The sequence below is a fragment of the Achromobacter xylosoxidans A8 genome (assembly GCF_000165835.1).
In the GTDB taxonomy this organism is placed as follows: domain Bacteria; phylum Pseudomonadota; class Gammaproteobacteria; order Burkholderiales; family Burkholderiaceae_B; genus Achromobacter; species Achromobacter xylosoxidans_B.
The window spans coordinates 1,522,510-1,546,680 of record NC_014640.1; the positions used below are offsets into that span (position 1 = coordinate 1,522,510).

The window sequence follows — 24,171 nt, forward strand, 5'->3', positions numbered from 1 at the left end:
ATCATGAAGCATCCACAACTTTCCCTACGCTTGCGCCGCGGCGCGACCGTACTGCTGGCCGCGTTGGCCACCGCCGGCTGCGCCGTCGGTCCCGATTACCAGAAACCCCAGGTCGCGCCAGTGACGCTGGCCAGCCCCGAACAGGCCCTGTTCTCCACCGACCAGCTGCAGCGCGACTGGTGGAAGCAATTGCAGGATCCCCAGCTGGACCGGCTGATCGATCTGGCGCTGTCCCGCAACCTGGACATCCGCATCGCGCAGTCGCGCCTGGCCGAATCGCGCGCGGTGCTGGACGAGAAGGAACTGGACCAGCTGCCGGCCGTCACCCTGGGCGGCGGCTATGAGCGCAGCCTGTCGCAGGCCAATGCCGGCGCCAGCGGCCAGCGCAACCTGGCGCAGAGCTACCGGGCGGGCTTCGACGCCACCTGGGAGCTGGACCTGTTCGGGCGTCTGCGCCGGGCGGCCGAGGGCGCGGCCGCCCGCAGCGAGGCGCAGGCCGCGGATCTGGCCCAGACCCGCATCGTGGTGGCGGCCGAAGTGGCGCGCAATTACTTCGAACTGCGCGGCGCCGAACAGCGCCTGGCCGTGGCGCGCGCCAACCTGGAGAGCCAGCGCGACAGCCTGCGCGTGATCCAGGCCATGGTATCGGCGGGCCGCGGCGACGAAGGCGACCTGGCCAGCGCGCGCGCCGAACTGGAGACTGTGCAGGCCAGCGTCCCGGTGCAGATCGCCGCGCGGCGGCTGGCGCAGTACCGGATTGCGGTGCTGGCGGGCCTGCGCCCGGTGGAGCTGGGCGAATTGGACGCGGGCAAGGCGCTGGCCCCCCTGGACACTCGCCTGCCGATCGGCGACGTGAGCGCCTTGCTGTCGCGCCGCCCCGACGTGCTGGCGGCTGAACGCGGCATGGCTGCCGCCAACGCCGACGTGGGCGTGGCGACCGCGGAACTGTATCCGCGCATCGACCTGGGCGGATTCCTGGGTTTCGTCGCCTTGCGCGGCGCGGATTTCGGCTCATCGGCCAGCCGCGCTTTCAGCGTGGCGGCCAATGCCAACTGGCCCGCCTTCCACCTGCCCACGGCGCTGGCGCGCAAGCGCGGCGCGGTGGCGCGCGCGGACGGCGCGGTCGCGAGCTATGAGCTGACCGTGCTGCGTGCGGTCGAGGAACTGGAATCGGCGCTGACGGAATACGGCCAGACGCAGCAGCGCCTGGGCAGCCTGGCGCAGGCGGCCGCGCACAGCGGCAGGGCGGCGGAACTGGCGCAGCTGCGCTACCGGGAAGGCAGCACCCCGTATTTGACGGTGTTGGACGCCCAGCGTACGCTTTTGCGCGCCCAGGACGCCGTAGCCGTGGCCGAAACCGAGTCCTACACCCGTCTGATCGCGCTGTACAAGGCGCTGGGAGGCGGATGGGAAGCGCCAGCGGCGGACTCGCAGGTGGCTTCCGGCTGACCGCCAGGCGCGGTTCGTGGCACCATAGGCATACATCCGGAGAATCCACATCCATGTCTGACAGTCCGTCTCATCCCGTCGCCTGGGAGCATCAGCCCGCGGATCGCGTGCTCATGGCCTTGAAGACGCGCGGCCCGCAGTCCGTCGCCGTCATTGCCAAGGCCATGGACGTGACCGCCGAAGCCGTGCGCCAGCAGATGACCCGCTTGCATGCGGAAGGACTGGTGGATTCCGAAAGCCATAGCGCGGGCCGGGGCCGGCCCACGCAGATCTGGTTCCTGACCGCTGCCGGACATGGCCGATTTCCCGACACGCATGCCGAAATGACGGTGCAGATGATAGGCGCCATCCGCCAGGCGTTCGGCGAAGAGGGCGTCGAAAAGCTGATCGAAGTGCGCGAGGCCGCCATGCTCAGCGGCTATCGCCAGGCCATGCAGGGCGCCCGCAGCCTGAAGGAACGGCTGGAGCGGCTGGTGGAAGTCCGCTCCGCCGAAGGCTACATGGCCGAGTTGCGCAAGGACGGCCCGGACTACCTCTTCATCGAGAACCATTGCCCGATCTGTTCCGCGGCAAAGGCCTGTATGGGCTTTTGCCGCAGCGAGCTGGAACTCTTCAACAAGGTGCTGGGAGCAGAGGTCCGGGTGCGGCGCGAAGAGCACATCCTCACGGGCGCGCGCCGCTGCGCCTACCGCATCGACAAGGCCGGCTGACCGGTCATGAGCCGGGCTGCTCCCAGCCGCCCAGTGCCTTGTACAACTCCACCGCGTTGACCAGCCGGCGCTGTTGCAGCCGGATGAACTCCTGTTCGGATTCGAACAAGCTGCGCTGCGCCTCCAGCATCTCCAGGTAGCTGGCCACGCCGCGTTCGTAGCGCCTTTCGGTCAGGCGCTGGCGGTCGCGGTCGGCGTCGCGCACCTTGCGCTGGGCGTCGATCTGCGCGCGCAGCGTGTCGCGGGCGGACAGCGCGTCGGCCACTTCGCGGAAGGCCTGCTGGATGCTGCCTTCGTATTGGGCTACCGCGATGTCCTTGCGGGCCTCGGCCAGCGACAGGTTGGCGCTGTTGCGACCAGCATTGAAGATGGGCAGCGTCAGCTTGGGCGCGAAGGTCCAGGTGCCCGTGCCCGAACCGAACAGGTCCGAGAAACTGCCGGCCGTGGTGCCGATGTCGGTCGTCAGCTGCACCGACGGGAAGAACGCCGCGCGCGCCGCGCCGATATCGGCATTGGCGGCTCGCAGCGTGTCCTCGGCCTGGCGCAGGTCCGGACGACGGATCAGCAGGGCGGAAGGCAGGCCCGCGGCCAGCGGCGTCAGGCTCTGGCTTTCCAGCGTGACGGCATCGGTGTCGGGCGGCAGCGAAAAGTCGCCCGCCAGTAAGCCCAGCGTGTGGACGGACTGGCGGTATTCCCGGCTCAGTTCGGCGTGCGTGGCGCGCGAGGATTCCACCAGCATCTGCGCCGTGCGCAGTCCCACGGCCGTTTCCAGCCCTGCGTCGTAGCGGCGTTGGGTGAGTTTGAGCGAGGCCTCGCGCAACGCCAGCGTGCTCTCGGTCAGACGCAGCTGCTCCGCCAGTGAACGCTGGTTGAAGTAGGCCGCAGCGGTCTCCGACACCAGCGACAGCGTGGCGGCGCGGTGCGCCTCCTCGCTGGCCAGGTAGCGCGATAGCGCGGCGTCGCTCAGGCTTTTCACGCGGCCGAAGAAATCCAGTTCGAACGCGGCGATGCCGACGGCCGCGCGATAGCGGTCCGCCACCGGCATGCGCGGTTGGCCGGGCTCGGCGCCGCGTCCGCGGCTGAATTCGCCCGTGCCATCGATGGACGGCAGGCGGTCGGCCTGTTGCACGCCGTACAGCGCCCGGGCTTCCTGGATGCGCAGCGCCGCCACCCGCAGGTTGCGGTTGTTTTCCAGCGCGGCGGCGATCCAGGCCTGCAGCGCCGGGTCGTTGAAGTAGTCGCGCCAATCCTGCGGCACGGCGGCCTGCCCGTCGGCGGCCGGCGTGTCGTAGGCGTGCGGCACGGGCGCGGCAGGGCGTTCATAGGTAGGGGCCAGCGAGCAGCCGGCCAGGGCCAGCGCAAGCAGGGTCATGGCCATAGCCTTCATGGCGTGGTCTCCAGCGTTTCGCGGCCTTGCGGACGCGCGGGGCGCACGCGCATGCCCAGCACGCGGCCCACGATAAGAAAGAAAAGCGGCACCAGGAAGATGGCCAGCACCGTCGCGGTGATGATGCCGCCCAGCACGCCCGTGCCGATCGCGGCCTGGGCGCCCGAGGCCGCGCCGGTGGCCAGCGCCAGGGGCAGCACCCCCACGCCGAAGGCCAGCGAGGTCATCACGATGGGCCGCAGCCGGAGCCTGGCGGCCTCCAGCGTGGCGGACACGATGCCCTGGCCATCGCGCACCAGGTCCTTGGCCACTTCCACGATCAGGATCGCGTTCTTGGCCGACAGTCCGATGGTGGCGATGAGGCCGACCTTGAAGTAGATGTCGTTGGGCATGCCGCGCAGCGTCACGCCCAGCACCGCGCCGATCACGCCCAGCGGTACCACCAGGATCACCGCCAGCGGGATGGACCAGCTTTCGTACAGCGCGGCCAGCGCCAGGAACACGACCAGCACCGACAGCGCGAACAGGATGGGCGCCTGGTTGCCGGACAGCCGTTCCTCATAGGACTGTCCCGACCAGTCGAAGCCGATGCCGCGCGGCAGCTCCGCCGCCAGCGCTTCCATGGCGCGCATGGCCTCGCCGCTGCTGTGCCCGGGGGCCGCCGCGCCGTTGATGGTGAACGAGGGGAAGCCGTTGTAGCGGTTGAGCTGCGGCGGACCCATGGACCATTTCAGGGTGGTGAAGGCGGACAGCGGCACCATCTGGCCCTGCAGGTTGCGCACGTGCAGGCGCGATACGTCCGCCATGTCGACGCGGCTCTTGCCGTCGGCCTGCACGGTCACGCGCCGCACCTGGCCATTGAGCATGAAATCGCCGATGTAGTCCGATCCGTACATCACCGCCAGCGCGGTGTTGATCTCGTCCACCGATACGCCCATGGCCTGGGCCTTGTCGCGGTCGACGCGCAGCTCCAGCTGCGGCGCTTCTTCCTGGCCCGCGAACACCACTTCCGCCAGCGCGGGATGGCTCGAGGCCGCCGCCAGCAACTGCTGGCGCGCCTGGGCCAGGGCCTCATAGCCCAGTCCGCCGCGGTCTTGCAGGCGGAAGTCGAAGCCCGAGGTCGAGCCCAGGTCCGGCAGCGGCGGGGAATTCAGCGCGTGCACCATGACGTTCTTGCGGTCGGCGAACGCGGCGTTGATGCGTTCCACCACCGCGTTCACGTGCAGGTCGGCGGCGCCGCGCTGCTTCCAGTCCTTCAGCGTGACGAAGAACATGGCCGAGTTCGGTCCGCTGCCGTAGTTGCTGAAGCCGTTGACCGAATACACATATTCGACGGGCTCGTGCTCCAGCATGTAGCGTTCGACGTCCTTCACCATCGCCATGGTCTCGGCTTGCGGCGAGCCCTGGGGCAGGATGACCATGGCCATGAAGCTGCCCTGGTCTTCGTCCGGCAGGAAGGAAGAGGGCAGCCGCGCGAACAGCAATGCCACTGCGGCGATCACGGCTAGATAGGCCAGGCCGAAGCGCACCGGACGGGCCAGCACGCCGGACACCCGCGTGGTGTAGCGCGCGGTCAGGCGCGTGAAGGCCCGGTTGAACCAGCCGAAGAAGCCGCGCTTCTCGTGGTGGCCCGCGGCGATGGGCTTGAGCAGGCTGGCGCACAGCGCGGGCGTTAACGACAGCGCCAGGAAGGCCGAGAAGGCGATCGACACGGCCAGCGTCACGGCGAACTGGCGATAGATGTTGCCCACCGCGCCGTCGAAGAACGCCATGGGCACGAACACCGACACCAGCACCACCGTGATGCCGACGATGGCGCCGCTGATCTGGCCCATGGCCTTGACCGTGGCCTCGCGCGGCGGCAGGCCTTCCTCGGCCATGATGCGTTCGACGTTCTCCACCACCACGATGGCGTCGTCCACCAGGATGCCGATGGCCAGCACCATGCCGAACATCGTCAGCACGTTGATGGAATAGCCCAGCCACAGCATCACGCCCAGCGTGCCCAGCAGCGCCACCGGCACCACCAGCGTGGGGATCAGCGTGGCGCGGAAGTTCTGCATGAACAGGTACATCACGCAGAACACCAGGGCCACGGCTTCCAGCAGGGTCATCAGCACCTTCTTGATCGAGATTTCGACGAAGGTGGAGGTCTCGTACGGAATGTCCCAGGTCACGCCCGGCGGGAAATACTGGGCCAGCTCCTGCATGGTGGCGCGGATGCGTTTGGTGGTCTCGACTGCGTTCGATCCCGGCGCCAGCTTGATGCCCAGGCCCGTGCCGGTCATGCCGTTCACGCGCGACAGGTACATGTAGTCGGTGCCGCCCAGTTCGACCCGGGCCACGTCCTTCAGGCGCAGAGTGGCGCCGTCTGACTGCGCGCGCAGCGGAATGTTGCCGAACTGCTCGGGCGTGTGCAGGGATTCGCCGGCGACGATGCTGGCGTTCAGCGGGGCGTCCTTGGGCACGGCCTGGTTGCCCAGTTCGCCGATGGTGACCCGCGCGTTATGGCTGCGCAGGGCCGAGACGATGTCGCCCGGGGTCAGGGCCATGGCCGTCAGCTTGGCCGGATCCGGCCAGATGCGCATGGCGGCTTCGGCGCCGAAGGATTGCACCTTGCCCACGCCTTCCACGCGGCGCAGGGCCTGTAGCACGTTGGAGGCGGCCAGCTCGCCCAGTTGCATGTCGTCCAGGCCGCCGTCCGACTTCAGCGACACCACCAGCTGGATGTTGTCGGCCGCCTTTTCGACGCGCACGCCGTCGCGACGCACCGATTCGGGCAGGCGCGGCTCCACCGCCTTCAGGCGGTTCTGCACTTCCACGGCCGCCAGGTCGGGATTGGTGCCCTGCTTGAAGGTCAGGTTGATGCTGGCCCAGCCCGTCGAGTCGCTGCTGGACGAGGTATACATCAGCCCGGGGGCGCCGTTCATCTCGCGTTCGATGATGGCGGTGACGGCCTCTTCGACCACCTTGGCCGAGGCGCCGGGATAGCTGGCGCCGACGTTGACCACCGGCGGAGCGATGTCGGGATACTGCGCCACCGGCAGCGCGCGAATCGACAGAATGCCGACCAGCACGATCAGCAGCGAGATCACCCAGGCGAAGACCGGGCGATCAATAAAAAAACGCGCCATTGCGGTTTATCCTTTTTGGCCCGCGGCGGGCGTCCTTGCCTGGACGCCGGCCTCCGGGTTGCCGGCGGTGGGGGCCTGCGCGCTCGGCGCGGCCCGCTCCACCGGTTTGATTTTCTGGCCCGCCGCCAATTGGGCGGCGTTCTCGACGACGATGCGCTCGCCGCCCGCCAGTCCCTGCGTGACGATCCAGTACGGGCCTTGCAGCCGCTGCGCGGTGACGGCGATCTTCTTCAGCTCGCCGTCCGGGCCCGCGGCCAGCACGTGCGCGCCTTCGGCGTTGCGCAGCAGGGCGTTGCGCGGCACCAGGTAGGTGTCGCGGTTGATCGCCTGCTCCAGCCGCACGCGCACATACATGCCCGGCAGCAGGTCGCGGCCCGGATTCTCGAACAGCGCCCGCATGGTGACGTTGTCGGTGCCCGGATCCACCGCCAGGTCGGCGAACGACAGCGTTCCGCCGCGCCCGTACTCGGAACCGTCGGGCAGCAGCAGCCGCACCTGCACCTGGTCCGGCGCCACGCCTTCCAGGGCTCCGGCGCGGATCTGCTTCTGCAACTGCATCACCTCGGCGGCGGGCTGGGCGAAGTTCACATAGATCGGGTCGATCTGCTGTACCACGGTCAGCGGCGTGGCCTGGCCTTCGCCCACCAGCGCGCCTTCGGTGACCAGCGCGCGCCGCGCCCGGCCGTCGATGGGCGAGGTGACCCGCGCGTAGTCCAGCTTCAGCTTGGCGCTTTGCAGGTTGGCGCGGGCCAGGGCGACCTCGGCCCGGGCCTGGCGTTCTTGCGCCACGCTTTCGGCGTGGTCGCGTTCGCTGATGGCGCGGTCCGACACCAGGTCGGCGTAACGGCGCAGCTTGTCGGCGGCGGCGGACAGGTTCGCCTGCGCGCGCGCCAGGTTCGCGGCTTCGGAATCGTAGGCGGCCTGCAAGGGCGCGGGATCGATCTGGAACAGCGCGGCGCCGCGCGCCACGTCCTGGCCTTCCTCGTACAGGCGCGCGGTAACGATGCCGGCCACGCGCGCGCGCACCTCGGCCTCGCGGTAGGGCTCCAGCCGGCCCGGCAATTCGGTGGCGACGCTGGTGGGCGTGGCCGCCGCGACGATGACGCCGACTTCGGCGGGCGCCTCGGCGGCTGTTTGGGCTTCCGGTTTCGAGCAACCGGTAATAAGAATTACTACGGAAAAAAGGGCGAGCGTGCGTAGAGAGACTCTTTGCTTCATTTTTAAAGTTGTCTGATGGGGCCGCAGAGGGCTGAGGTGGGGAAAGGCGCCGACTTTCCCGCGTGGGGAAGCGAGTCTATCATTTAATCCGTCACGCTTGATTAATTATTTTGTTCGGAAGTATGCTCCCCGCTACACAATTATTCACAGTGTGTGGAGAGGGCGGCTTCCGGTGTGGAAGCCGCCGTTTTTTTGCCACCGTTTTTTTAAGTAGGAGGTCCCCGCATGGCCCGCAAGACGAAAGAAGAGTCCCAACGCACCCGCGACCGCATCCTGGACGCCGCGGAGCACGTGTTCCTGTCCAAAGGGGTGGCCGCCACCACCATGAGCGATATTGCGGACTATGCGGGCGTGTCCCGGGGCGCCGTCTACGGCCATTACAAGAACAAGATCGACGTCTGCATCGCCATGTGCGACCGCGCGCTGGGCGAGGCCGCGCCGCTGACCCAGGTGTCGACCGAGGGCGAGGCGCTGGAATCGCTCTACTCCTCCATGCGGCAGTACATCCAGATCTACGCGCAGGAAGGTTCGGTGCAGCGGGTGCTGGAGATCCTGTACCTGAAATGCGAACGCAGCGACGAGAACGCACCCTTGCTGCGCCGCCGCGACCTGTGGGAGCGCCATGCCTTGCGCACCTCGGAGAAACTGCTGCGCGCCGCCGTCAAGCGCGAAGATCTGCCGCGCGCGCTGGACGTGCGCCTGTCCAACCTCTATCTGCACGCCCTGGTCGACGGGGTGTTTGACAGCATCTGCTGGTCCGATCGCCTCAAGGGCGATATCTGGCCGCGCGTCGAGCGCATGCTCCGCGCCGCCATCGATACCCTCCGGTTTTCCGCGCACTTGCTGACGCCGAAAGCCGCTTGATTCAGCCGGGACCATATGCCGGGCGCCTCGGGACCGCGCGCCCCTGAGCCGCGCGCGGCTGAGCCGGGCGCCTCTACAATCCCGGCATGACCCTCAAGCAACTCGAAGCCTTCTACTGGGCCGCCACCTGCGCAAGTTTCGCCGTGGCGGCCGAGCGCCTGCACCTGTCGGTGTCGTCGCTGTCCAAGCGCATCACCGAGCTCGAGGAAGGCCTGGGCCTATCGCTCTTCGACCGCAGCGGCCACAAGGCGGTGCTGACCGACGCCGGCCAACGCCTGCTGCCGCAGGCGCGCGACCTGCTGGCCTCGGCCGAACAGATCCGGGCGTCGCTGGCGCAAAGCGCGGGCCTCAGCGGCCGTTGCCGCTTCGGCGTGGGCGAGTTGACCGCGCTGACCTGGTTGCCGCGGCTGATCAGGGGCGTGCGCGCCGCCTATCCGGACCTGGTGCTGGAACCCTATGTGGATATCGGCCAGGTGCTGGAGCAGCGCGTGGCCGACGGTGAATTGGACTTCGCCGTGATCGCCGGCCGTTCCTCGCGGCCCAATATCGCTTCCAGTTCCATAGGCCAGGCGGACTTCTCCTGGGCCGCCGCGCCTGCCGTGCTGGAGGGCGCCACGCGCATGACGCCCGCGCTGCTGGAACGCCTGCCGCTGGTCACGTTGCCGGCGGGGGCCGGCACCACGCGCATCATCGACGACTGGCTGGCGGGCCGCGAGGCCGGCGGAGAACGTCTCTGCTGCAACAACTGGGGGGCGGTGGTCGGCCTGCTCATAGAAGGCACCGGCGTGGGCCTCTTGCCCAGCCATTGGGCCAGCGCGCTGCAGGCCGAAGGCAGTCTGCGCGTGCTGGAAGGGGATAGGCCCCTGGCGGCCTTGCCCTACGCCTTCCAGCATCGCCGCGACGATACCCGGCCGCTGGTCGCCAAGCTGCGCGCCGAGGTCCAGGCCGCCGTGGATTTCGCGGCGCCTTGCCGCATTCCCTGAAAGCGCGTCCGCAAGGCGGCCGCCCGGCGGGCATTTAGGCTTACGACAGCCGCCGCTCTATACAATCGCCGCGCGCCTGGCGCAGAATCCAACAAGAACGTGCGCAGCGGGGGATGGACCCGGCGATGCAGCACGGCTCGGGTCTGTTCCCTCATGCCAGGCGGCGCGTCCGCGCGGGGAACCAGGCCGACCTGAACCGACGGAGATCTTTCATGCGTAAACTTTGCCTCGCCATGGCCATGGCGGGAATGCTGGCCAGCGGATTGGCGCAAGCCCAGTCCACCCTGCGTATCGGCCTGCAGGACGACCCCGATGTGCTGGACCCGGTGCGCGCGCGTACCTTCGTGGGCCGCATCGTCTTCGCTTCCCTGTGCGACAAGCTGGTCGAGATCACCCCGGACCTGAAGATCGTGCCGCAGCTGGCGCAATCCTGGACCATCAGCCCGGACCACAAGGTGCTGACCTTCAAACTGCGCACGGATGCCGTGTTCCATGACGGTACGCCGGTGGACGCCGCGGCCGTCAAGGCCAATCTGGACCGCGCCCGCACCTTGCCCGACAGCAACCGCAAGAGCGAACTGGCCACGGTCGCCAGCGTCGAGGCCCCGGACGCCAGCACCGTGGTGCTGAACCTGTCCGAACCCGACGCCTCGCTGCTGTCGCAACTGTCCGATCGTGCCGGGATGATGATGTCGCCCGCCAGCTTCGACAAGGACCCCGGCGGCAAGCCGGTATGCTCTGGGCCTTACCAGTTCAAGGAGCGCGTGCAGAACGACCGCATCGTGCTCGAGAAATTTCCCAAGTACTGGGATGCGGCCAACTATCACTTCGACCGCCTGGTCTACACCCCGATCCCCGACAACACCGTGCGCCTGAACAACCTGCGCGCGGGCGACCTGGACATCATCGAGCGCGTGGCGCCCAGCGATGCCAAGGCCGTGAAGGACGACAAGAACCTGACCCTGGCGCCGGTGACCGGCCTGGGCTTCCAGGCCATTTCGGTGAACCTGGCCAATGGCGCGCGCGCCAACAACCCGCTGGCCAAGGACAAGCGCGTGCGCCAGGCCTTGGATCTTGCGATCGACCGCGACGTGCTCAACCAGGTGATCGGCGAAGGCATGTTCCAGCCCGCCTATCAGCCGTTCCCGCCGGCCAGCTTCGCCTACAACACCGCCTTCGAGCACAAGGGCCGCGATCCCAAGAAAGCGCAGGCCCTGCTGAAGGAGGCGGGCTATGACCGCGTCAAATTCGAGATCACCTTCGGCAACAACACCACCATGCAGCAGGTGTTCGAGCTGGTGCAGGCCATGGGCGCCGAAGCGGGCTTCGACATCACCCTGCGTCCGGTGGAGTTCGCCTCCCTGCAATCCTCGCTTGCGCGCGGCGACTTCGAAGTAGGGCAGAGCGGCTGGTCGGGCCGGGTCGATCCCAGCGGCAACATCCATCAGTACCTGAGCTGCAAGGGCAACCTGAACGACGGCAAGTTCTGCGACGCCGGCGTCGACAAGCTGCTCAACGACGCTCGCGCCGAATCCGACACCGCCAAGCGCCGCGCCATGTATGACCAGGTGCTGGCGACCATGCAGGACCAGCGTCCCATCGTCTACCTGTTCTACCTGCCGTGGACCTTTGGCGTGCAGAAGAAGTTGGAAGGCTTCGTGCCTTACCCCGACGGCCTGATCCGTCTGAAGGGCGTCACTTTGGCCAAGAAGTAAGCTCCCCCCTACCCGCTGGCGCGGGTCCCCCAGGGGGCGGCGCTGGCGGACCGGCGGAGCCGGATCCGCGGCGCCCCGGCTGGCGGCGTCCGCGGGCCTCTCCAGCGTGCCTATTCTTTTGATCGCCAGGCGCCCGCCGTACAGGAATTGTTCCGCGTTTCAGCGGCAGCCCTATAGGAATCATCATGTTTACGACTCGCCCGGAAATCCTTGGCACCTTCGGTGTCGTGACCTCCACCCATTGGCTGGCCAGCGCGGCCGGCATGTCGCTGTTGGAGCGCGGCGGCAACGCTTTCGACGCCTGCGTCGCCTCGGCCTTCGTGCTGCAAGTGGTCGAACCCCATCTGGTCGGCCCCGCCGGCGAAGTGCCCGCGGTGTTCTACTCCGCGCGCACCGGCCGCGTCGAGGTGCTGTGCGGCCAGGGCACCACGCCCGCGGCCGCCACGCTCGAACGCTACCGCGCCGAAGGCCTCAAGCTCATCCCCGGCAACGGCTTGCTGGCTACCGTCATCCCGGGCGCCTTCGACGCCTGGATGCTGCTGCTGCGCGACCACGGCAGCATGCGCGTGCGCGACGTGCTGGAGCACGCCATCTATTACGCGGAGCACGGCCACGCGTTGATGCCGCGCATCTCCAACACCATCGCCGGCCTCAAGGATTTCTTCCAGACGCATTGGCCGACCACCGCCGAACTCTATGTGCCAGGCGGCAAGGTACCCGAGGCCCGCAAGCTGTTCCGCAATCCGGCGCTGGCTCGCACCTGGACCCGCGTGGTGCAGCAGGCCGAAAGCGCCGGCGCGGATCGCGAGCGCCAGATCGAGGCGGCGCGCGACGCCTTCTACCGTGGCTTCATTGCGGAGGAAATCGACAAGTTTGCGCGCAACACCGATGTCATGGACGAGAGCGGTTCCACCCACCGGGGTGTTATCACCGCCGACGACCTGGCGGGCTGGTCGGCTAGTTATGATAAGCCGGTCACCTACGACTACCACGGCTACACAGTGGCCAAGGCCGGTTCCTGGAGCCAGGGTCCTGTCTTCCTGCAGACCCTTGCCCTGCTCAAGGACATGGACCTGGCCGGCGTCAGCCCGACCAGCGCCGAATTCGTGCACCGCGTGACCGAGGCCATGAAGCTGGCCTTTGCCGACCGCGAGGCCTATTACGGCGATCCGGCTTTCGTCGATGTGCCGCTGGACCATCTGCTGTCCGACGCCTACAACGCCGAGCGCCGCGCGCTGATCGGCGAGTCGGCCTCGCAGGAGCTGCTGCCCGGCCAGGTGCCCGGTTTCGAGGCGCAGGTGAAGCGCGTCATGGACACGCTGGAACGCCTGTCCAAGGTCTCCGCGCCCGGCAGCGCCACCAACGAGCCCACGCTGGCCGACATGCGCGCCTCCGCCAAGCGCGGCGATACCACCCACGTGGACGTTATCGACCGTTGGGGCAACATGATCTCGGCCACGCCTTCGGGCGGCTGGTTCCAGTCCTCGCCAGTGATCCCGGAACTGGGCTTCGGGCTCAACACGCGCGCGCAGATGTTCTGGCTGGAGGAAGGACTGCCCGGCACGCTGGCGCCCGGCAAGCGTCCGCGCACCACGCTGACGCCTTCGCTGGCGCTGCGCGACGGCAAGCCCTATCTGGCCTTCGGCACCCCCGGCGGAGACCAGCAGGAGCAATGGCAATTGCTGTTCTTCCTGCGCCACGTGCATCACGGCCTGAACCTGCAGGAAGCGATCGACCTGCCCATGTCCCACACCATGCACTTCCCTACGTCCTTCTATCCGCGGGACCGCAAGCCGGGACATCTGGCGGTGGAGGCGAGCTTCGGCGCCGAGGTCATCGCGGCGCTGCGCCAGCGCGGGCACCAGATTGAGGAAGTGCCCGAGTGGTCGGTGGGCAGGTTGACCGCGGCTTCGCGCGATGCCGACGGCCTGCTGCATGCAGCGGCCACGCCGCGGCTGATGCAGGCCTACGCCATCGGCCGTTGAACGGCAGCGGCGGGCGCGCCTGGCGCCGCCCGCCGCCAGCCTTGTTGCGGCGTTTTGCCGGCATGGGGTATGTTTGTCGCATGACGCCTCCCCAGCAGAACCCGGCAGCCGCCGCTCATTCCCTGACGGGACAAGAACCCCTTTTCATCGTCCTCAACACCGGATCGGGACGCGGCGACGCGCAGATCCTGCAGGACATGATCCGCCGCATACTCGACGAGGCCGGGCGCCGCTACGAACTGATGCCCGTGCAGGATCCGTCGCGCCTGACCGATACGGCCGAGGCTGCCGTCAGGCGTGCACAAGAGCAGCAAGGCGTGGTCATCGCGGCGGGCGGCGACGGCACGCTCAACGCGGTTGCCGGCGTCGTGCTGGGCAAAGGGGTGCCGTTCGGCATCCTGCCCCAGGGCACATTCAACTACTTTGGACGCAGCTACGGCATCTCGCAGGACACGGAAGTGGCCTTGCGCGGTTTCCTGCAAGGCCAGCCCAGGCCGGTGCAGGTCGGCATGCTCAACGGCCGGCTGTTCCTGGTCAATGCCAGCCTGGGCCTGTATCCGCAACTGCTCGAAGACCGCGAAGCCTACAAGCAGAAGTACGGTCGCAGCCGATGGGTGGCGCTATGGTCGGGCCTGGTCACGCTGCTGCGCGCGCCGCGTCAGCTGAGCCTGCTGCTGGATCATGGCGGACAGGCCCGTAACCTGCGTTCGCCCACGCTGGTGGTGGGCAACAACAAGCTCCAGCTGGAGCACATCGGCATCGAGTCAGCGGAACTGGACCAGAACCGCCTGATCGCCATGGCGGCGCGGCCCGTCGGCACCCTGGCGCTCTACGGCCTGCTGCTGCGCGGCCTGTTCAGTCGGCTGGGGGAAGCCGAGCATGTGGTCAGCTTCGCCTTCGACCGCCTGACGGTGGCCGTGCGCGGACGCCGGCGCGTCAAGGTGGCGATGGACGGCGAAATTTCCTGGATGGATACGCCGCTGGAATTCAAAGTGGCCGACGAACGGCTGCCGCTGGTGGTGCCGGCGGACTCGCAATACCTGGACCGTTCATGACCCGTATCCTGCATTTTTCCGACACCCACTTCGGCACGGAACGCAAACCCGTGGTCGAAGCCGCGCTGGACCTGGCGTGCACCCTCGCGCCCGACCTGGTGGTGCTCAGCGGCGACATCACGCAACGCGCGCGGCGCGGCCAGTTCGCTGCCGCCCGCAAATTCATCGAACGCCTGTCGCTGCCGGTGCTGACCGTGCCGGGCAATCACGACATTCCGCTGTTCAACGTGTTTGCGCGCGCGCTGAATCCCTACGGCAACTACAAGCGGGCCTTGGGCCCCGTGCTGGAACCCGTGTTCGAGAACGCCGGCCTGCTTGCCATCGGCGTCAACACGACGCGCCCGCGCCGCCGCAAGGACGGCGAGATATCCGGCTCGCAGATCGCCCGGGTCGCCGAGCGGCTGCGCCAGGCCAAGCCGGGGCAGCTGCGCATCGTGGTCGCGCACCACCCCGTGCGCGCCAAGGTGGAGTCGGATCTCTCCAACCTCCTGATCGGGCGCGAGCGCGCGCTTGAAGCCTGGGCGCAGGCGGGCGTCGACCTGGTCCTGGGCGGGCATATCCACCTGCCTTATGTGCTGCCGCTGAATCCCGCGTCAGCTTCCGGCGGCTGGGTCGTGCAGGCCGGAACTACCTGTTCGCGCCGCGTGCGCGGCAATGTGCCCAATTCGGTCAATGTCATCACTAGCGACGGGCGGGGCGATTGCCAGATCGAACGTTGGGACTACGCCGCCGGGGCGCATGCGTTCGCACCGGTAGACAAGACCCTGGTCGCGTTGTATTGAAGGGAAGCGGAAATTTCATCGTGACGGGCGCCTATTCATGACGGATGCGTATGCGGCGTGGGCCGCGGCCCATGCCTTGCAGCTATTCATCGTATTGCCATTGCTGGCCGGCGGCGCGGCGCTCCTGTTTGCGCGCTGCGGTCTGAGCTTGCGTGGCCGCCGTCGCGCCGTTTTCTTTACGACGGGCGCCTGCGCCGCGCTGGCGGTCTTCCTGGTCCTGGCTTTCGCGATAGAAAGCGAGGGGGCGGTGGTGGCCTTTGACAGGGCCCTGGCCAGTTCCCTGAGCATGTCCATGTCCACGCCGCTGCTGTGGCTGCTGTCCTGGTTCACCTATCTGGGCGACCGGAAATTCCTGACCGGGATCAGCGTGCTGATGACGCTGTTCCTGCTGTGGCGCGGGGATTGGCGGCTGGCGCTGGTCTGCGCCGTTGCCACCGGTGTGGGTGGCGCGCTCAACTGGCTGCTCAAGCATGCCTTCCAACGGGTGCGGCCGGAGCACGATCATGGCTACGCCAGCGTGGCGGGGTGGAGCTTTCCCAGCGGCCATTCCTCGGCCGCGATGGCCGTCTACGGCATGGCCTGCTATCTGTTGTGGCGTCTGGCGCCGCCTGCCTGGCGCCTGCCCGGCATCGCGCTGCTGGCGGCGTTGATCATGGCGATCGGACTCAGCCGCATCCTGCTGCAGGTCCATTTCGCCAGCGACGTGCTGGCGGGCTTCGCGGTCAGCCTGGCCTGGCTGGCGCTGTGCGTGGCGGCGGCGCAGCGCCTGCGGCCGTCATCCGCCCAGGGCCAGGGCATTCAGTAGGCGCGCCTCCGCGCCTGGGGCGTCCGCCGTCGCGCGCAGGGGCGCGCAGGTGTAGCGGCCGCCCGCCGCGACGATGGCCTGATCCAGGCTGTGCGCACGCTCGGCGCACGGCGGTTCCAGGTCCACGATCAGCTTGCCCGCTACCGGTGCCGTCACGTTGCCGTCGCTGAAACGCTCCAGCGTGCGGTCGATCTCGCGCTCGCGCGGCAGGGCCAGCACGATGGTGTCGGATTCCTCCAGGGCCTCGCGCGCCGAGGTCGCCAGCGTGGCGCTGCCGCGGAAGTCCTCGCAACGCCCGGGCTCGATGTCGTAGAGGGTTAGCGCGATGTCCGGGTCGGCCGCCAGGAGGCGCTGCGCGGCCAGCGTGCCGGTCTTGCCCATGCCGACGATGCTGACGCGCATGCTCATGGCTTGGGCACGGACCACGTGCTCACGATATGGGCGAGAGGCTCGTCCGAGCCTTCGCCGGTCAGGATGACTTCGCCGGCCGACAGCCGGCCGACTTTCAGCAGCCGGGCGTCCGCATAGATGGCGCCCGCCGGGCTCTTGCGCAGGAAATTGATCGTCAGGCTGGCCGTCACCGCGTGCGCCTGACCGGTGGCGCCCACCACCGCGGCGTACATGGTCAGGTCGGCCAGGCCCATCAGCATCGGCCCGGCAACGATGCCGCCCAGCCGCTGGTGGGCGTCGCGCGCCGGCAGCACCGCGCGCGCCGTGCCGCGGCCGATGCGCAGCACGTCTATGCCCAGCAGCAGGGAAAAGGGATGCTGGTCGGCCAGCAGGATGTGGAAATCGGCCAGGCTGATCAGCGGGGCGTCGGCCGGGGTGTCCAGGTCGGTTGCGGTCATCGTTGCTCCAGGGCGAGGCAATAGTTGTCCAGCAGCGCTTGCGCGCGCTGGCCCAGGGATTTCAAGCGGCGGGTGTGCAGCAGCAGCAACAGTCCCATCAGATAAGTGAAGAGATTCATCTGTTCGACCGCGACCACGGCAGGCTCCCAGGATTTGGTCCGGGCCAGCGCGACGCCCAGCAGATCTATGCATTGGCGCAGGCGGGTGTTTAGCCGTTCGTCCATTTCCCGGCCCAGCCCGCGCGGCCCCAATCCCTGGAACAGGTACATGCCCAGGGAAAAATCGGTCCGCCGTTCGGCGTAGTAGCCGAAGAAGGCGTGGATGGCATCGCGCGCGGCGGCGGGGCCGGGCCCGGAGGTGGCTGCCTCGGCCAGGTGCGCGTGCAGGCGCTCCAGCGATTCCTCCAGCAGCGCGCCATAGATGGTTTCCTTGCCGGCGAACCAGGGATAGATGGCGCCGGTGGTGCAGCCAGCCTCCTTGGCGATCGCGCGGATCGTAGTCTTCTCCAGGCCGTCGCGTTCGAACACACGCTGCGCGGCGTCGAGCACCAGTTGGCGCCGCAACGCATTCAGTCGTTCGGAACGGTCGGCACGGGAGGAGGGTGGGAGCATGTGGTTCGGCTCAGAAATCGACGATTCGATCATATCGACGATTTTTAGAAATAACAATGTTATTGATAGTGGACGATAAGGCCTGTTTCTGCTGCGCGGGTCTCGATGGCTAATGCGGAGTTCCGGCGTCGGCATCCGGCCCCAACGGCGTCGGAAAGAGCCATGTATTAGGTGACGGGGATGGTATCCGGGGTAGTCGAATAATTAGGGGCAGGGCTGAAAGTCGCATGAATAGGTGCTCGGACTTAAAACCGAGGGTAAGCCCTAGTGCGACCGGCCAGGCTGCGCTGAGTTGTTGCAATATCCCAACAAGGCTGTCGTAAACCTGCACTTTTCTGGCGCCGACCATAGCCAGCCCCCCTGATTTTTGATGCAATAGCGTCAACTTCCCTTCGCGGAGTTAGGGGGGCGGCAGGCTGGTTTGCTGGATTGCTGCTCTTGTCACTCAAATCAACGGAGATTTCTTAAATGAAAAAGACTCTGCTCGCTGCCGCCCTGCTCGCCGGTTTTGCCGGTGTCGCCCAGGCAGAAACGTCTGTCACCCTGTACGGTATCATCGACACGGGTATCGGCTACAACAAGATCAGCGGTGGTCCCGATGCCATGAACGGCAGCCGTTTCGGCATGATCAACGGCGTCCAGAACGGTTCGCGCTGGGGTCTGCGTGGTTCGGAAGACCTGGGTGACGGCCTGCGCGCTGTTTTCCAGCTGGAATCCGGCTTTGATTCGGGTAACGGCAAGTCGGCCCAAGGTGGCCGCCTGTTCGGTCGTCAAGCCACCATCGGTCTGGCCAGCGACAGCTGGGGCCAACTGGACTTCGGTCGTCAAACCAACATCGCGTCGAAGTACTTCGGCTCGATCGATCCGTTCGGCGCTGGCTTCGGTCAAGCCAACATCGGCGTTTCGATGAGCGCTGCCAACACGCAACGCTACGACAACATGGTCATGTATCAGACCCCGTCGTTCAGCGGCTTCCAGTTCGGCATCGGCTACTCGTTCAACGCCGACGACAACAACGCGGATCAAACCGGCTGGCGCACGGCTGACAACACCCGCGCCATCACGACCGGTCTGCGTTACGTGAACGGCCCCCTGAACGTGGCCCTGACGTACGACCAGCTGAACGCTTCGAACAAGGCGCTGTTCGCTGATCAAGACGCTACCCCGCGTATGTACGCCATCGGCGGTTCGTACGACTTCGAAGTCGTGAAGCTGGCCTTGGCCTACGCTCGCACGACCGACGGCTGGTTCGCTGGCCAAGGCGTGAACACCGGTTCGGGCTCCCTGAGCATCGGCACCAACATCTTTGCTGACGGCTTCAAGGCCAACTCGTACATGGTCGGCCTGTCCGCCCCGATCGGCGGCGCAAGCAAGCTGTTCGGTTCGTGGCAAATGGTTGACCCCAGCAACGACCGTATCAACGGTGCTGAGACGATGAACGTCTTCTCGCTGGGCTACACCTACGACCTGTCCAAGCGCACCAACCTGTACGCTTACGGTTCGTACGCCAAGAACTACGCCTTCATGGAAGACGTCAAGTCGACCGCCGTCGGCGTCGGTATCCGTCACCGCTTCTAATCCTAAGCAGGGCGCAAGTCCTGCCTGGATTTAAAGTGCGCGAACGGGCTTCGGCCCGTTCGTATAAAACCACCCTTCGGGGTGGTTTTTTTCGTTTATGCGCCTGTGTTTTTGCGTGTGTTTGTGCGTGCATCGGCAGGCTGCTGTATGCTTGCGCACCGGTGCTGAAAACAGCCATTGTTCCATTTGAGGAATGCTGTCTTTCACCTGCTGTTCGAGCTACAGAGTTCAGCCAGAAGTAACCGCGCGAATGCTACAATCCTAAGGTTTGCGCATTTGACGGACGCCTGAATGAACCTGCAACAGTATTTTCCCGTCCTGCTGTTTATCGTAGTGGCCACCCTTATCGGGTTCGCGCTTCTAACGGCCGGCTCCCTCCTTGGTCCGCGGCGTCCCTACGCCGAGAAGCTCTCGCCGTACGAATGCGGTTTTGAGGCCTTCGAAGACGCCCGCATGAAGTTTGACGTGCGCTACTACCTCGTGGCGATCCTGTTCATTCTTTTCGACCTGGAAATCGCGTTCCTGTTCCCGTGGGCCATTGCCCAGGGCACGGTCGGCCTCCTCGGTTTCTGGACGGTCATGGTATTCCTGGCCGTGCTGACGGTCGGCTTCATCTACGAATGGAAAAAGGGCGCGCTGGACTGGGAATAACCCGCCGGGTTTTTCCACAGCACGCTATCAGAGACGAATATGGCTATAGACGGCATTCTCAAGCAAGGGTTCATCACAACCAGCGCGGACAAGTTCCTTAATTGGGCGAAGACCGGCTCCATGTGGCCCATGACCTTCGGTCTGGCCTGTTGCGCGGTTGAAATGATGCACGCGGGCGCGGCCCGCTACGACCTGGACCAATTCGGCATCATCTTCCGGCCCAGCCCGCGCCAGTCCGATCTGATGATCGTGGCCGGCACGCTGTGCAACAAGATGGCGCCGGCGCTGCGCAAGGTCTATGACCAGATGCCCGAGCCGCGTTGGGTGGTTTCCATGGGCTCCTGTGCCAACGGCGGCGGTTACTACCACTACTCGTATTCGGTGGTCCGCGGCTGCGATCGCATCGTACCGGTAGACGTCTACGTGCCGGGCTGCCCGCCCACGGCCGAGGCGCTGGTCTACGGCTTGCTGCAAATGCAGAACAAGATCCGTCTGACCAACACGATTGCGCGCTGAGCTTCGCCGCGCCAGGCAGCAGTCCGCTGCAGCCGGCCCCTCGAAACCAGCGTATCGGTTCACCTAAGCGTACAAGATGATGACCAGGCTCGAAACCCTGAAAAACAATTTGCAGACCACCCTCGGCGCGGATATCGCCCTGACCGAGGCGTTGGGCGAGCTGACGCTCGAAGTGCCCGCGCAGCAGTGGTTCTCCGTCTGCAACAAGCTGCGCACCGAAGCCGGCCTGCGCTTCGAAACCTGTATCGACCTGTGCGGCGTCGACTACCTGACCTGGGGCAACGGCACGCGCCAGATGCCCGAGGAAACCGCCGCCAAGATCCACCGCGCGCGCTTCGCCGTGGTGGTGCACCTGGTCTCGATCGAGCACAACTGGCGCCTGCGCGTGCGCACCTGGGCCGAGGATGACGAGTTCCCGATGGTCGCGTCGTTGATGGAATGCTGGCCGACCGTGGGCTGGTTCGAGCGCGAAGCCTTCGACCTGTACGGCATCGTCTTCGAAGGCCATCCGGACCTGCGCCGCATCCTCACTGATTACGGCTTCATCGGCCATCCCTTCCGCAAGGACTTCCCGCTGTCCGGCACCGTCGAAATGCGTTACGACCCGGAACAACGGCGCGTCATTTACCAGCCGGTCACGATCGATCCGCGCGAGATCACGCCGCGCGTGGTCCGCGAAGACTCCTACGGCTTGGGGCGTTAAATCATGGCAGAAATCAAGAACTACACGCTCAACTTCGGCCCCCAGCACCCGGCCGCGCACGGTGTGCTGCGCCTGGTGCTCGAGCTCGACGGCGAAGTGATCCAGCGCGCCGACCCGCACATCGGCCTGCTGCACCGCGCCACCGAAAAACTGGCCGAACACAAGACCTACATCCAGGCGCTGCCCTACATGGACCGCCTGGACTACGTGTCCATGATGTGCAACGAGCACGCCTATGTCATGGCCATCGAAAAGCTGCTGGGCGTGGAAGCCCCGCTGCGCGCGCAGTACATCCGCGTGATGTTCGACGAGATCACCCGTCTGCTGAACCACTTGATGTCGCTGGGTTCGCACGCGCTGGACGTGGGCGCCATGGCGGTGTTCCTGTACGCCTTCCGTGAACGCGAAGACCTGATGGACTGCTACGAAGCAGTCTCGGGCGCGCGCATGCACGCGGCCTACTACCGTCCGGGCGGCGTCTATCGCGACCTGCCGGACTCGATGCCGCAATACGGCGACACCAGCAAGTACCGCGGCGACAAGGAAATGCGCGTCATGAACGATGCGCGTTCGGGCTCGCTGCTGGATTTCATCGAAGACTTCACCAACCGCTTCCCGGGTTGCGTCGACGAGTACGAAACGCTCCTGACCGACAACCGCATCTGGAAGCAGCGTCTGGTCGGCATCGGCGTGGTCGACCCGGAACGCGCCAAGGCGCTGGGCTTCACCGGCCCGATGCTGCGCGGTTCGGGCGTGGCCTGGGACCTGCGCAAGATGCAGCCCTACGAAGTCTACGATCTGCTCGATTTCGACATCCCCGTGGGTGTCAACGGCGACTGCTATGACCGCTACCTGGTCCGTATCGCCGAAATGCGTGAAAGCAACCGCATCATCCGCCAGTGCGTGGAGTGGCTGCGCAACAACCCGGGCCCGGTCATGATCGAGAACCACAAGATCGCCCCGCCCAAGCGCACCGCCATGAAGACCAACATGGAAGAGCTGATCCATCACTTCAAGCTCTTCACTGAAGGTTTCCACGTGCCTCCCGGTGAAGCGTACGCCTCGGTGGAACACCCCAAGGGCGAATTCGGCATCTACGCGGTGTCGGACGGCGCCAACAAGCCTTACCGCCTGAAGATTCGGGCCCCCGGCTTTGTCCACCTGCAAGCGCTGGATGAAATGTCGCGCGGTCACATGATCGCCGACGCCGTCACCATCATTGGCACGCAGGACATCGTTTTCGGCGAAATCGATCGCTGATCCGCCCAGACAGTCACGAGCACGCCCGCATAACCCGGATTCAAACTATGCTGCTTTCCGAACAGGCCTACCAGAAAATCGACCGAGAACTCGCGAAGTTCCCGGCCGACCAGCGGCAGTCCGCCATCATGGCCTCGCTTGCCATCGCGCAAGAAGAGAAGGGCTGGTTGGCTACCGAAATCATTGAAGATGTGGCCAACTACATTGGCGTTCCGCCCATCGCGGTCCAGGAAGTCGCCACCTTCTACAACATGTTCGACGTCAAGCCCGTCGGCAAGAACAAGATCGCTGTCTGCACCAACTTGCCCTGTGCCTTGCGCGACGGCGAACGCGCCGGCGACTACCTCAAGCGCAAGCTGGGCGTCGACTACCGCGGCACCACTCCCGACGGCCAGTTCACCCTGGTGGAAGGCGAGTGCATGGGCGCCTGCGGCGACTCGCCCGTGCTGATCGTGAACAACAAGCATATGTGCGTGCGCATGACCGAAGAGAAGCTGGACGCGCTGGTCGCGGCCCTCAAGGTGCAAGGAGAGTCGGCATGAACGCGCCCGACCTGTACAAGCAGTTCGCGCAGGGGCTGGACCCCAATCCGCTGAACGACGTTTCCAATTCGATGTGCCTGCACGGCCGGCACATCCAGCCGCAGATCATGGCGGATGTCGACGGCGCCAACTGGCGCCTGGCCGACTACGTCAAGCGCGGTGGCTATGAAGCCCTGAAGAAGATCCTGACCACCGGCATGAAGCCGGAAGACGTGATCGCCGAGGTCAAGGCCTCGGGTCTGCGCGGCCGCGGCGGCGCGGGCTTCCCGACCGGCCTGAAGTGGAGCTTCATGCCGCGCGCCTTCCCCGGCCAGAAGTACCTGGTCTGCAACTCCGACGAAGGCGAGCCCGGCACGTTCAAGGACCGCGACATCCTGCGCTTCAATCCGCACATCGTGATTGAAGGCATGGCGATCGCGGCCTACGCCATGGGCATCAGCGTTGGCTACAACTATATCCACGGCGAAATCTTCGAAGTCTACGAGCGCTTCGAGGAAGCGCTGGAAGAGGCGCGCGCCGCCGGCTTCCTGGGCGACAAGATCCTGGGTTCGGATTACAGCTTCCAGCTGCACGCGTTCCATGGCTACGGCGCCTACATCTGCGGCGAAGAAACCGCGTTGCTGGAATCGCTGGAAGGCAAGAAGGGTCAGCCGCGCTTCAAGCCGCCGTTCCCGGCCAGCTTCGGCCTGTACGGCAAGCCCACCACCATCAACAACACCGAAACCTTCGCGGCGGTGCCCTGGATCATCCGCAACAGCGGCCAGGCCTACCTCGAAGTCGGCAAGCCGAACAACGGCGGCACCAAGCTATTCTCGATCACCGGCGACGTCGAGCGTCCCGGCAACTACGAGATCCCGCTGGGCACCCCGTTCTCGACCCTGCTGGAACTGGCGGGCGGCATGCGCGGCGGCAAGAAGCTGAAGGCCGTGATCCCTGGCGGATCTAGCGCCCCGGTGCTGCCGGCCGACGTCATCATGGAATGCACGATGGACTATGACTCCATCGCCAAGGCCGGCTCGATGCTGGGCTCCGGCGCCGTGATCGTCATGGACGAAACGCGCTGCATGGTGAAGTCGCTGTTGCGCCTGTCGTACTTCTATTTCGAGGAAAGCTGCGGCCAGTGCACGCCGTGCCGCGAAGGCACCGGCTGGCTCTACCGCATGGTGCATCGCATCGAAAACGGTCACGGCCGTCCGGAAGATCTGGACTTGCTGGACAACGTGGCGGGCAACATCATGGGCCGCACCATCTGCGCCCTGGGTGACGCCGCCGCCATGCCCGTCCGTGGCTTTCTCAAGCATTTTCGCGACGAATTCGCGCACCACATCGAGCATAAGTCTTGTGTGGTCCCGCAATATCTGTAGGTCTCAGGAAC

The 24,171-nt window shown here is 66.2% G+C and carries 22 protein-coding genes; 16 read left to right on the plus strand and 6 right to left on the minus strand.

The features are described 5' to 3' along the window. Nucleotides 1-3 precede the first annotated feature (3 nt). Together AXYL_RS07165 and AXYL_RS07170 are read left to right on the plus strand one after the other, a co-directional pair. A complete protein-coding gene (locus tag AXYL_RS07165) occupies nt 4-1,449 on the plus strand; it encodes an efflux transporter outer membrane subunit (protein WP_013392126.1) in 1,446 nt (481 codons plus the stop codon). Nucleotides 1,450-1,502: 53 nt separating this feature from the next. Then, entirely contained in the window at nt 1,503-2,159 is a 657-nt protein-coding gene (locus AXYL_RS07170) for a helix-turn-helix transcriptional regulator (protein ID WP_013392127.1), read from the plus strand. Between the two features lie 4 nt (nt 2,160-2,163). Here the strand turns inward: AXYL_RS07170 and oprZ are convergent, their stop codons facing one another. Genes oprZ through AXYL_RS07185 form a run of 3 tightly spaced genes read right to left on the minus strand, consistent with a single transcriptional unit; the run spans nt 2,164 to nt 7,898 of the window. Next, nucleotides 2,164-3,546: a multidrug efflux RND transporter outer membrane subunit OprZ gene (gene oprZ, locus AXYL_RS07175; RefSeq protein ID WP_013392128.1), complete on the minus strand. Its 1,383-nt coding sequence runs from the start codon at nt 3,544-3,546 to the stop codon at nt 2,164-2,166. Further along, nucleotides 3,543-6,680, minus strand: coding sequence for a multidrug efflux RND transporter permease subunit (locus tag AXYL_RS07180; RefSeq protein ID WP_013392129.1), 3,138 nt, complete (start codon nt 6,678-6,680; stop codon nt 3,543-3,545). The genes oprZ and AXYL_RS07180 overlap by 4 nt, the downstream gene beginning before the upstream one ends. Before the next feature lie 6 nt (nt 6,681-6,686). Next, the gene (locus AXYL_RS07185; protein ID WP_013392130.1) at nt 6,687-7,898 is read right to left on the minus strand and encodes a MexX/AxyX family multidrug efflux RND transporter periplasmic adaptor subunit; all 1,212 of its coding nucleotides are present in this window, start codon (nt 7,896-7,898) and stop codon (nt 6,687-6,689) included. Nucleotides 7,899-8,123: 225 nt separating this feature from the next. On the opposite strand from AXYL_RS07185, the gene axyZ reads away from it, so the two are divergent. The 7 genes from axyZ to AXYL_RS07220 all read left to right on the plus strand — a co-directional run bounded on the left by axyZ (nt 8,124) and on the right by AXYL_RS07220 (nt 16,087). Next, nucleotides 8,124-8,762: a multidrug efflux transcriptional repressor AxyZ gene (axyZ, locus tag AXYL_RS07190; RefSeq protein WP_013392131.1), complete on the plus strand. Its 639-nt coding sequence runs from the start codon at nt 8,124-8,126 to the stop codon at nt 8,760-8,762. A gap of 86 nt (nt 8,763-8,848) precedes the next feature. Then, nucleotides 8,849-9,745: a LysR family transcriptional regulator gene (locus tag AXYL_RS07195; protein WP_013392132.1), complete on the plus strand. Its 897-nt coding sequence runs from the start codon at nt 8,849-8,851 to the stop codon at nt 9,743-9,745. A gap of 212 nt (nt 9,746-9,957) precedes the next feature. Next, the gene (locus tag AXYL_RS07200) at nt 9,958-11,460 is read left to right on the plus strand and encodes an ABC transporter substrate-binding protein (RefSeq protein WP_013392133.1); all 1,503 of its coding nucleotides are present in this window, start codon (nt 9,958-9,960) and stop codon (nt 11,458-11,460) included. A gap of 185 nt (nt 11,461-11,645) precedes the next feature. After that, nucleotides 11,646-13,445, plus strand: a complete 1,800-nt coding sequence (locus AXYL_RS07205) for a gamma-glutamyltransferase family protein (RefSeq protein ID WP_013392134.1) — start codon at nt 11,646-11,648, stop codon at nt 13,443-13,445. An 80-nt stretch (nt 13,446-13,525) separates the two neighbouring features. After that, the gene (locus AXYL_RS07210; protein WP_013392135.1) at nt 13,526-14,500 is read left to right on the plus strand and encodes a diacylglycerol/lipid kinase family protein; all 975 of its coding nucleotides are present in this window, start codon (nt 13,526-13,528) and stop codon (nt 14,498-14,500) included. Continuing rightward, nucleotides 14,497-15,282: a metallophosphoesterase family protein gene (locus AXYL_RS07215; RefSeq protein ID WP_013392136.1), complete on the plus strand. Its 786-nt coding sequence runs from the start codon at nt 14,497-14,499 to the stop codon at nt 15,280-15,282. Before AXYL_RS07210 ends, AXYL_RS07215 begins: the two co-directional genes overlap by 4 nt. Nucleotides 15,283-15,319: 37 nt before the next feature. After that, a complete protein-coding gene (locus tag AXYL_RS07220; protein ID WP_013392137.1) occupies nt 15,320-16,087 on the plus strand; it encodes a phosphatase PAP2 family protein in 768 nt (255 codons plus the stop codon). On the opposite strand, the gene AXYL_RS07225 is transcribed toward AXYL_RS07220, so the two are convergent. Genes AXYL_RS07225 through AXYL_RS07235 form a run of 3 tightly spaced genes read right to left on the minus strand, consistent with a single transcriptional unit; the run spans nt 16,058 to nt 17,546 of the window. Further along, entirely contained in the window at nt 16,058-16,495 is a 438-nt protein-coding gene (locus tag AXYL_RS07225) for an NAD(P)-binding domain-containing protein (RefSeq protein WP_013392138.1), read from the minus strand. The two genes, AXYL_RS07220 and AXYL_RS07225, sit on opposite strands and share 30 nt — an antisense overlap. Continuing rightward, complete coding sequence (locus tag AXYL_RS07230; protein ID WP_013392139.1) at nt 16,492-16,935, minus strand: PaaI family thioesterase; 444 nt, start codon at nt 16,933-16,935, stop codon at nt 16,492-16,494. Before AXYL_RS07230 ends, AXYL_RS07225 begins: the two co-directional genes overlap by 4 nt. Beyond that, nucleotides 16,932-17,546, minus strand: coding sequence for a TetR/AcrR family transcriptional regulator (locus AXYL_RS07235; protein WP_041655203.1), 615 nt, complete (start codon nt 17,544-17,546; stop codon nt 16,932-16,934). The genes AXYL_RS07230 and AXYL_RS07235 overlap by 4 nt, the downstream gene beginning before the upstream one ends. A gap of 468 nt (nt 17,547-18,014) precedes the next feature. Here AXYL_RS07235 and AXYL_RS07240 point away from each other — a divergent pair, with 468 nt between their 5' ends. From AXYL_RS07240 to nuoF, 7 genes are all read left to right on the plus strand, one after another. Continuing rightward, nucleotides 18,015-19,124, plus strand: coding sequence for a porin (locus tag AXYL_RS07240; protein WP_013392141.1), 1,110 nt, complete (start codon nt 18,015-18,017; stop codon nt 19,122-19,124). Nucleotides 19,125-19,415: 291 nt separating this feature from the next. After that, nucleotides 19,416-19,775 (plus strand): NADH-quinone oxidoreductase subunit A, encoded by a 360-nt coding sequence (locus tag AXYL_RS07245; RefSeq protein ID WP_013392142.1) that lies wholly within the window; start codon nt 19,416-19,418, stop codon nt 19,773-19,775. Between the two features lie 39 nt (nt 19,776-19,814). Continuing rightward, nucleotides 19,815-20,291, plus strand: coding sequence for a NuoB/complex I 20 kDa subunit family protein (locus AXYL_RS07250; RefSeq protein WP_006217960.1), 477 nt, complete (start codon nt 19,815-19,817; stop codon nt 20,289-20,291). Between the two features lie 76 nt (nt 20,292-20,367). Then, entirely contained in the window at nt 20,368-20,994 is a 627-nt protein-coding gene (locus tag AXYL_RS07255) for an NADH-quinone oxidoreductase subunit C (RefSeq protein WP_013392143.1), read from the plus strand. 3 nt (nt 20,995-20,997) lie between these two features. Next, on the plus strand, nt 20,998-22,254 hold the full coding sequence (locus AXYL_RS07260) for an NADH-quinone oxidoreductase subunit D (protein WP_013392144.1): 1,257 nt from the start codon (nt 20,998-21,000) through the stop codon (nt 22,252-22,254). A gap of 47 nt (nt 22,255-22,301) precedes the next feature. Continuing rightward, nucleotides 22,302-22,796 carry an NADH-quinone oxidoreductase subunit NuoE gene (nuoE, locus tag AXYL_RS07265; RefSeq protein WP_013392145.1) on the plus strand — a complete coding sequence of 165 codons (495 nt, stop codon included), beginning with the start codon at nt 22,302-22,304 and terminating at the stop codon, nt 22,794-22,796. Further along, nucleotides 22,793-24,160 (plus strand): NADH-quinone oxidoreductase subunit NuoF, encoded by a 1,368-nt coding sequence (nuoF, locus tag AXYL_RS07270; protein WP_013392146.1) that lies wholly within the window; start codon nt 22,793-22,795, stop codon nt 24,158-24,160. The genes nuoE and nuoF overlap by 4 nt, the downstream gene beginning before the upstream one ends. Nucleotides 24,161-24,171: the final 11 nt, after the last annotated feature.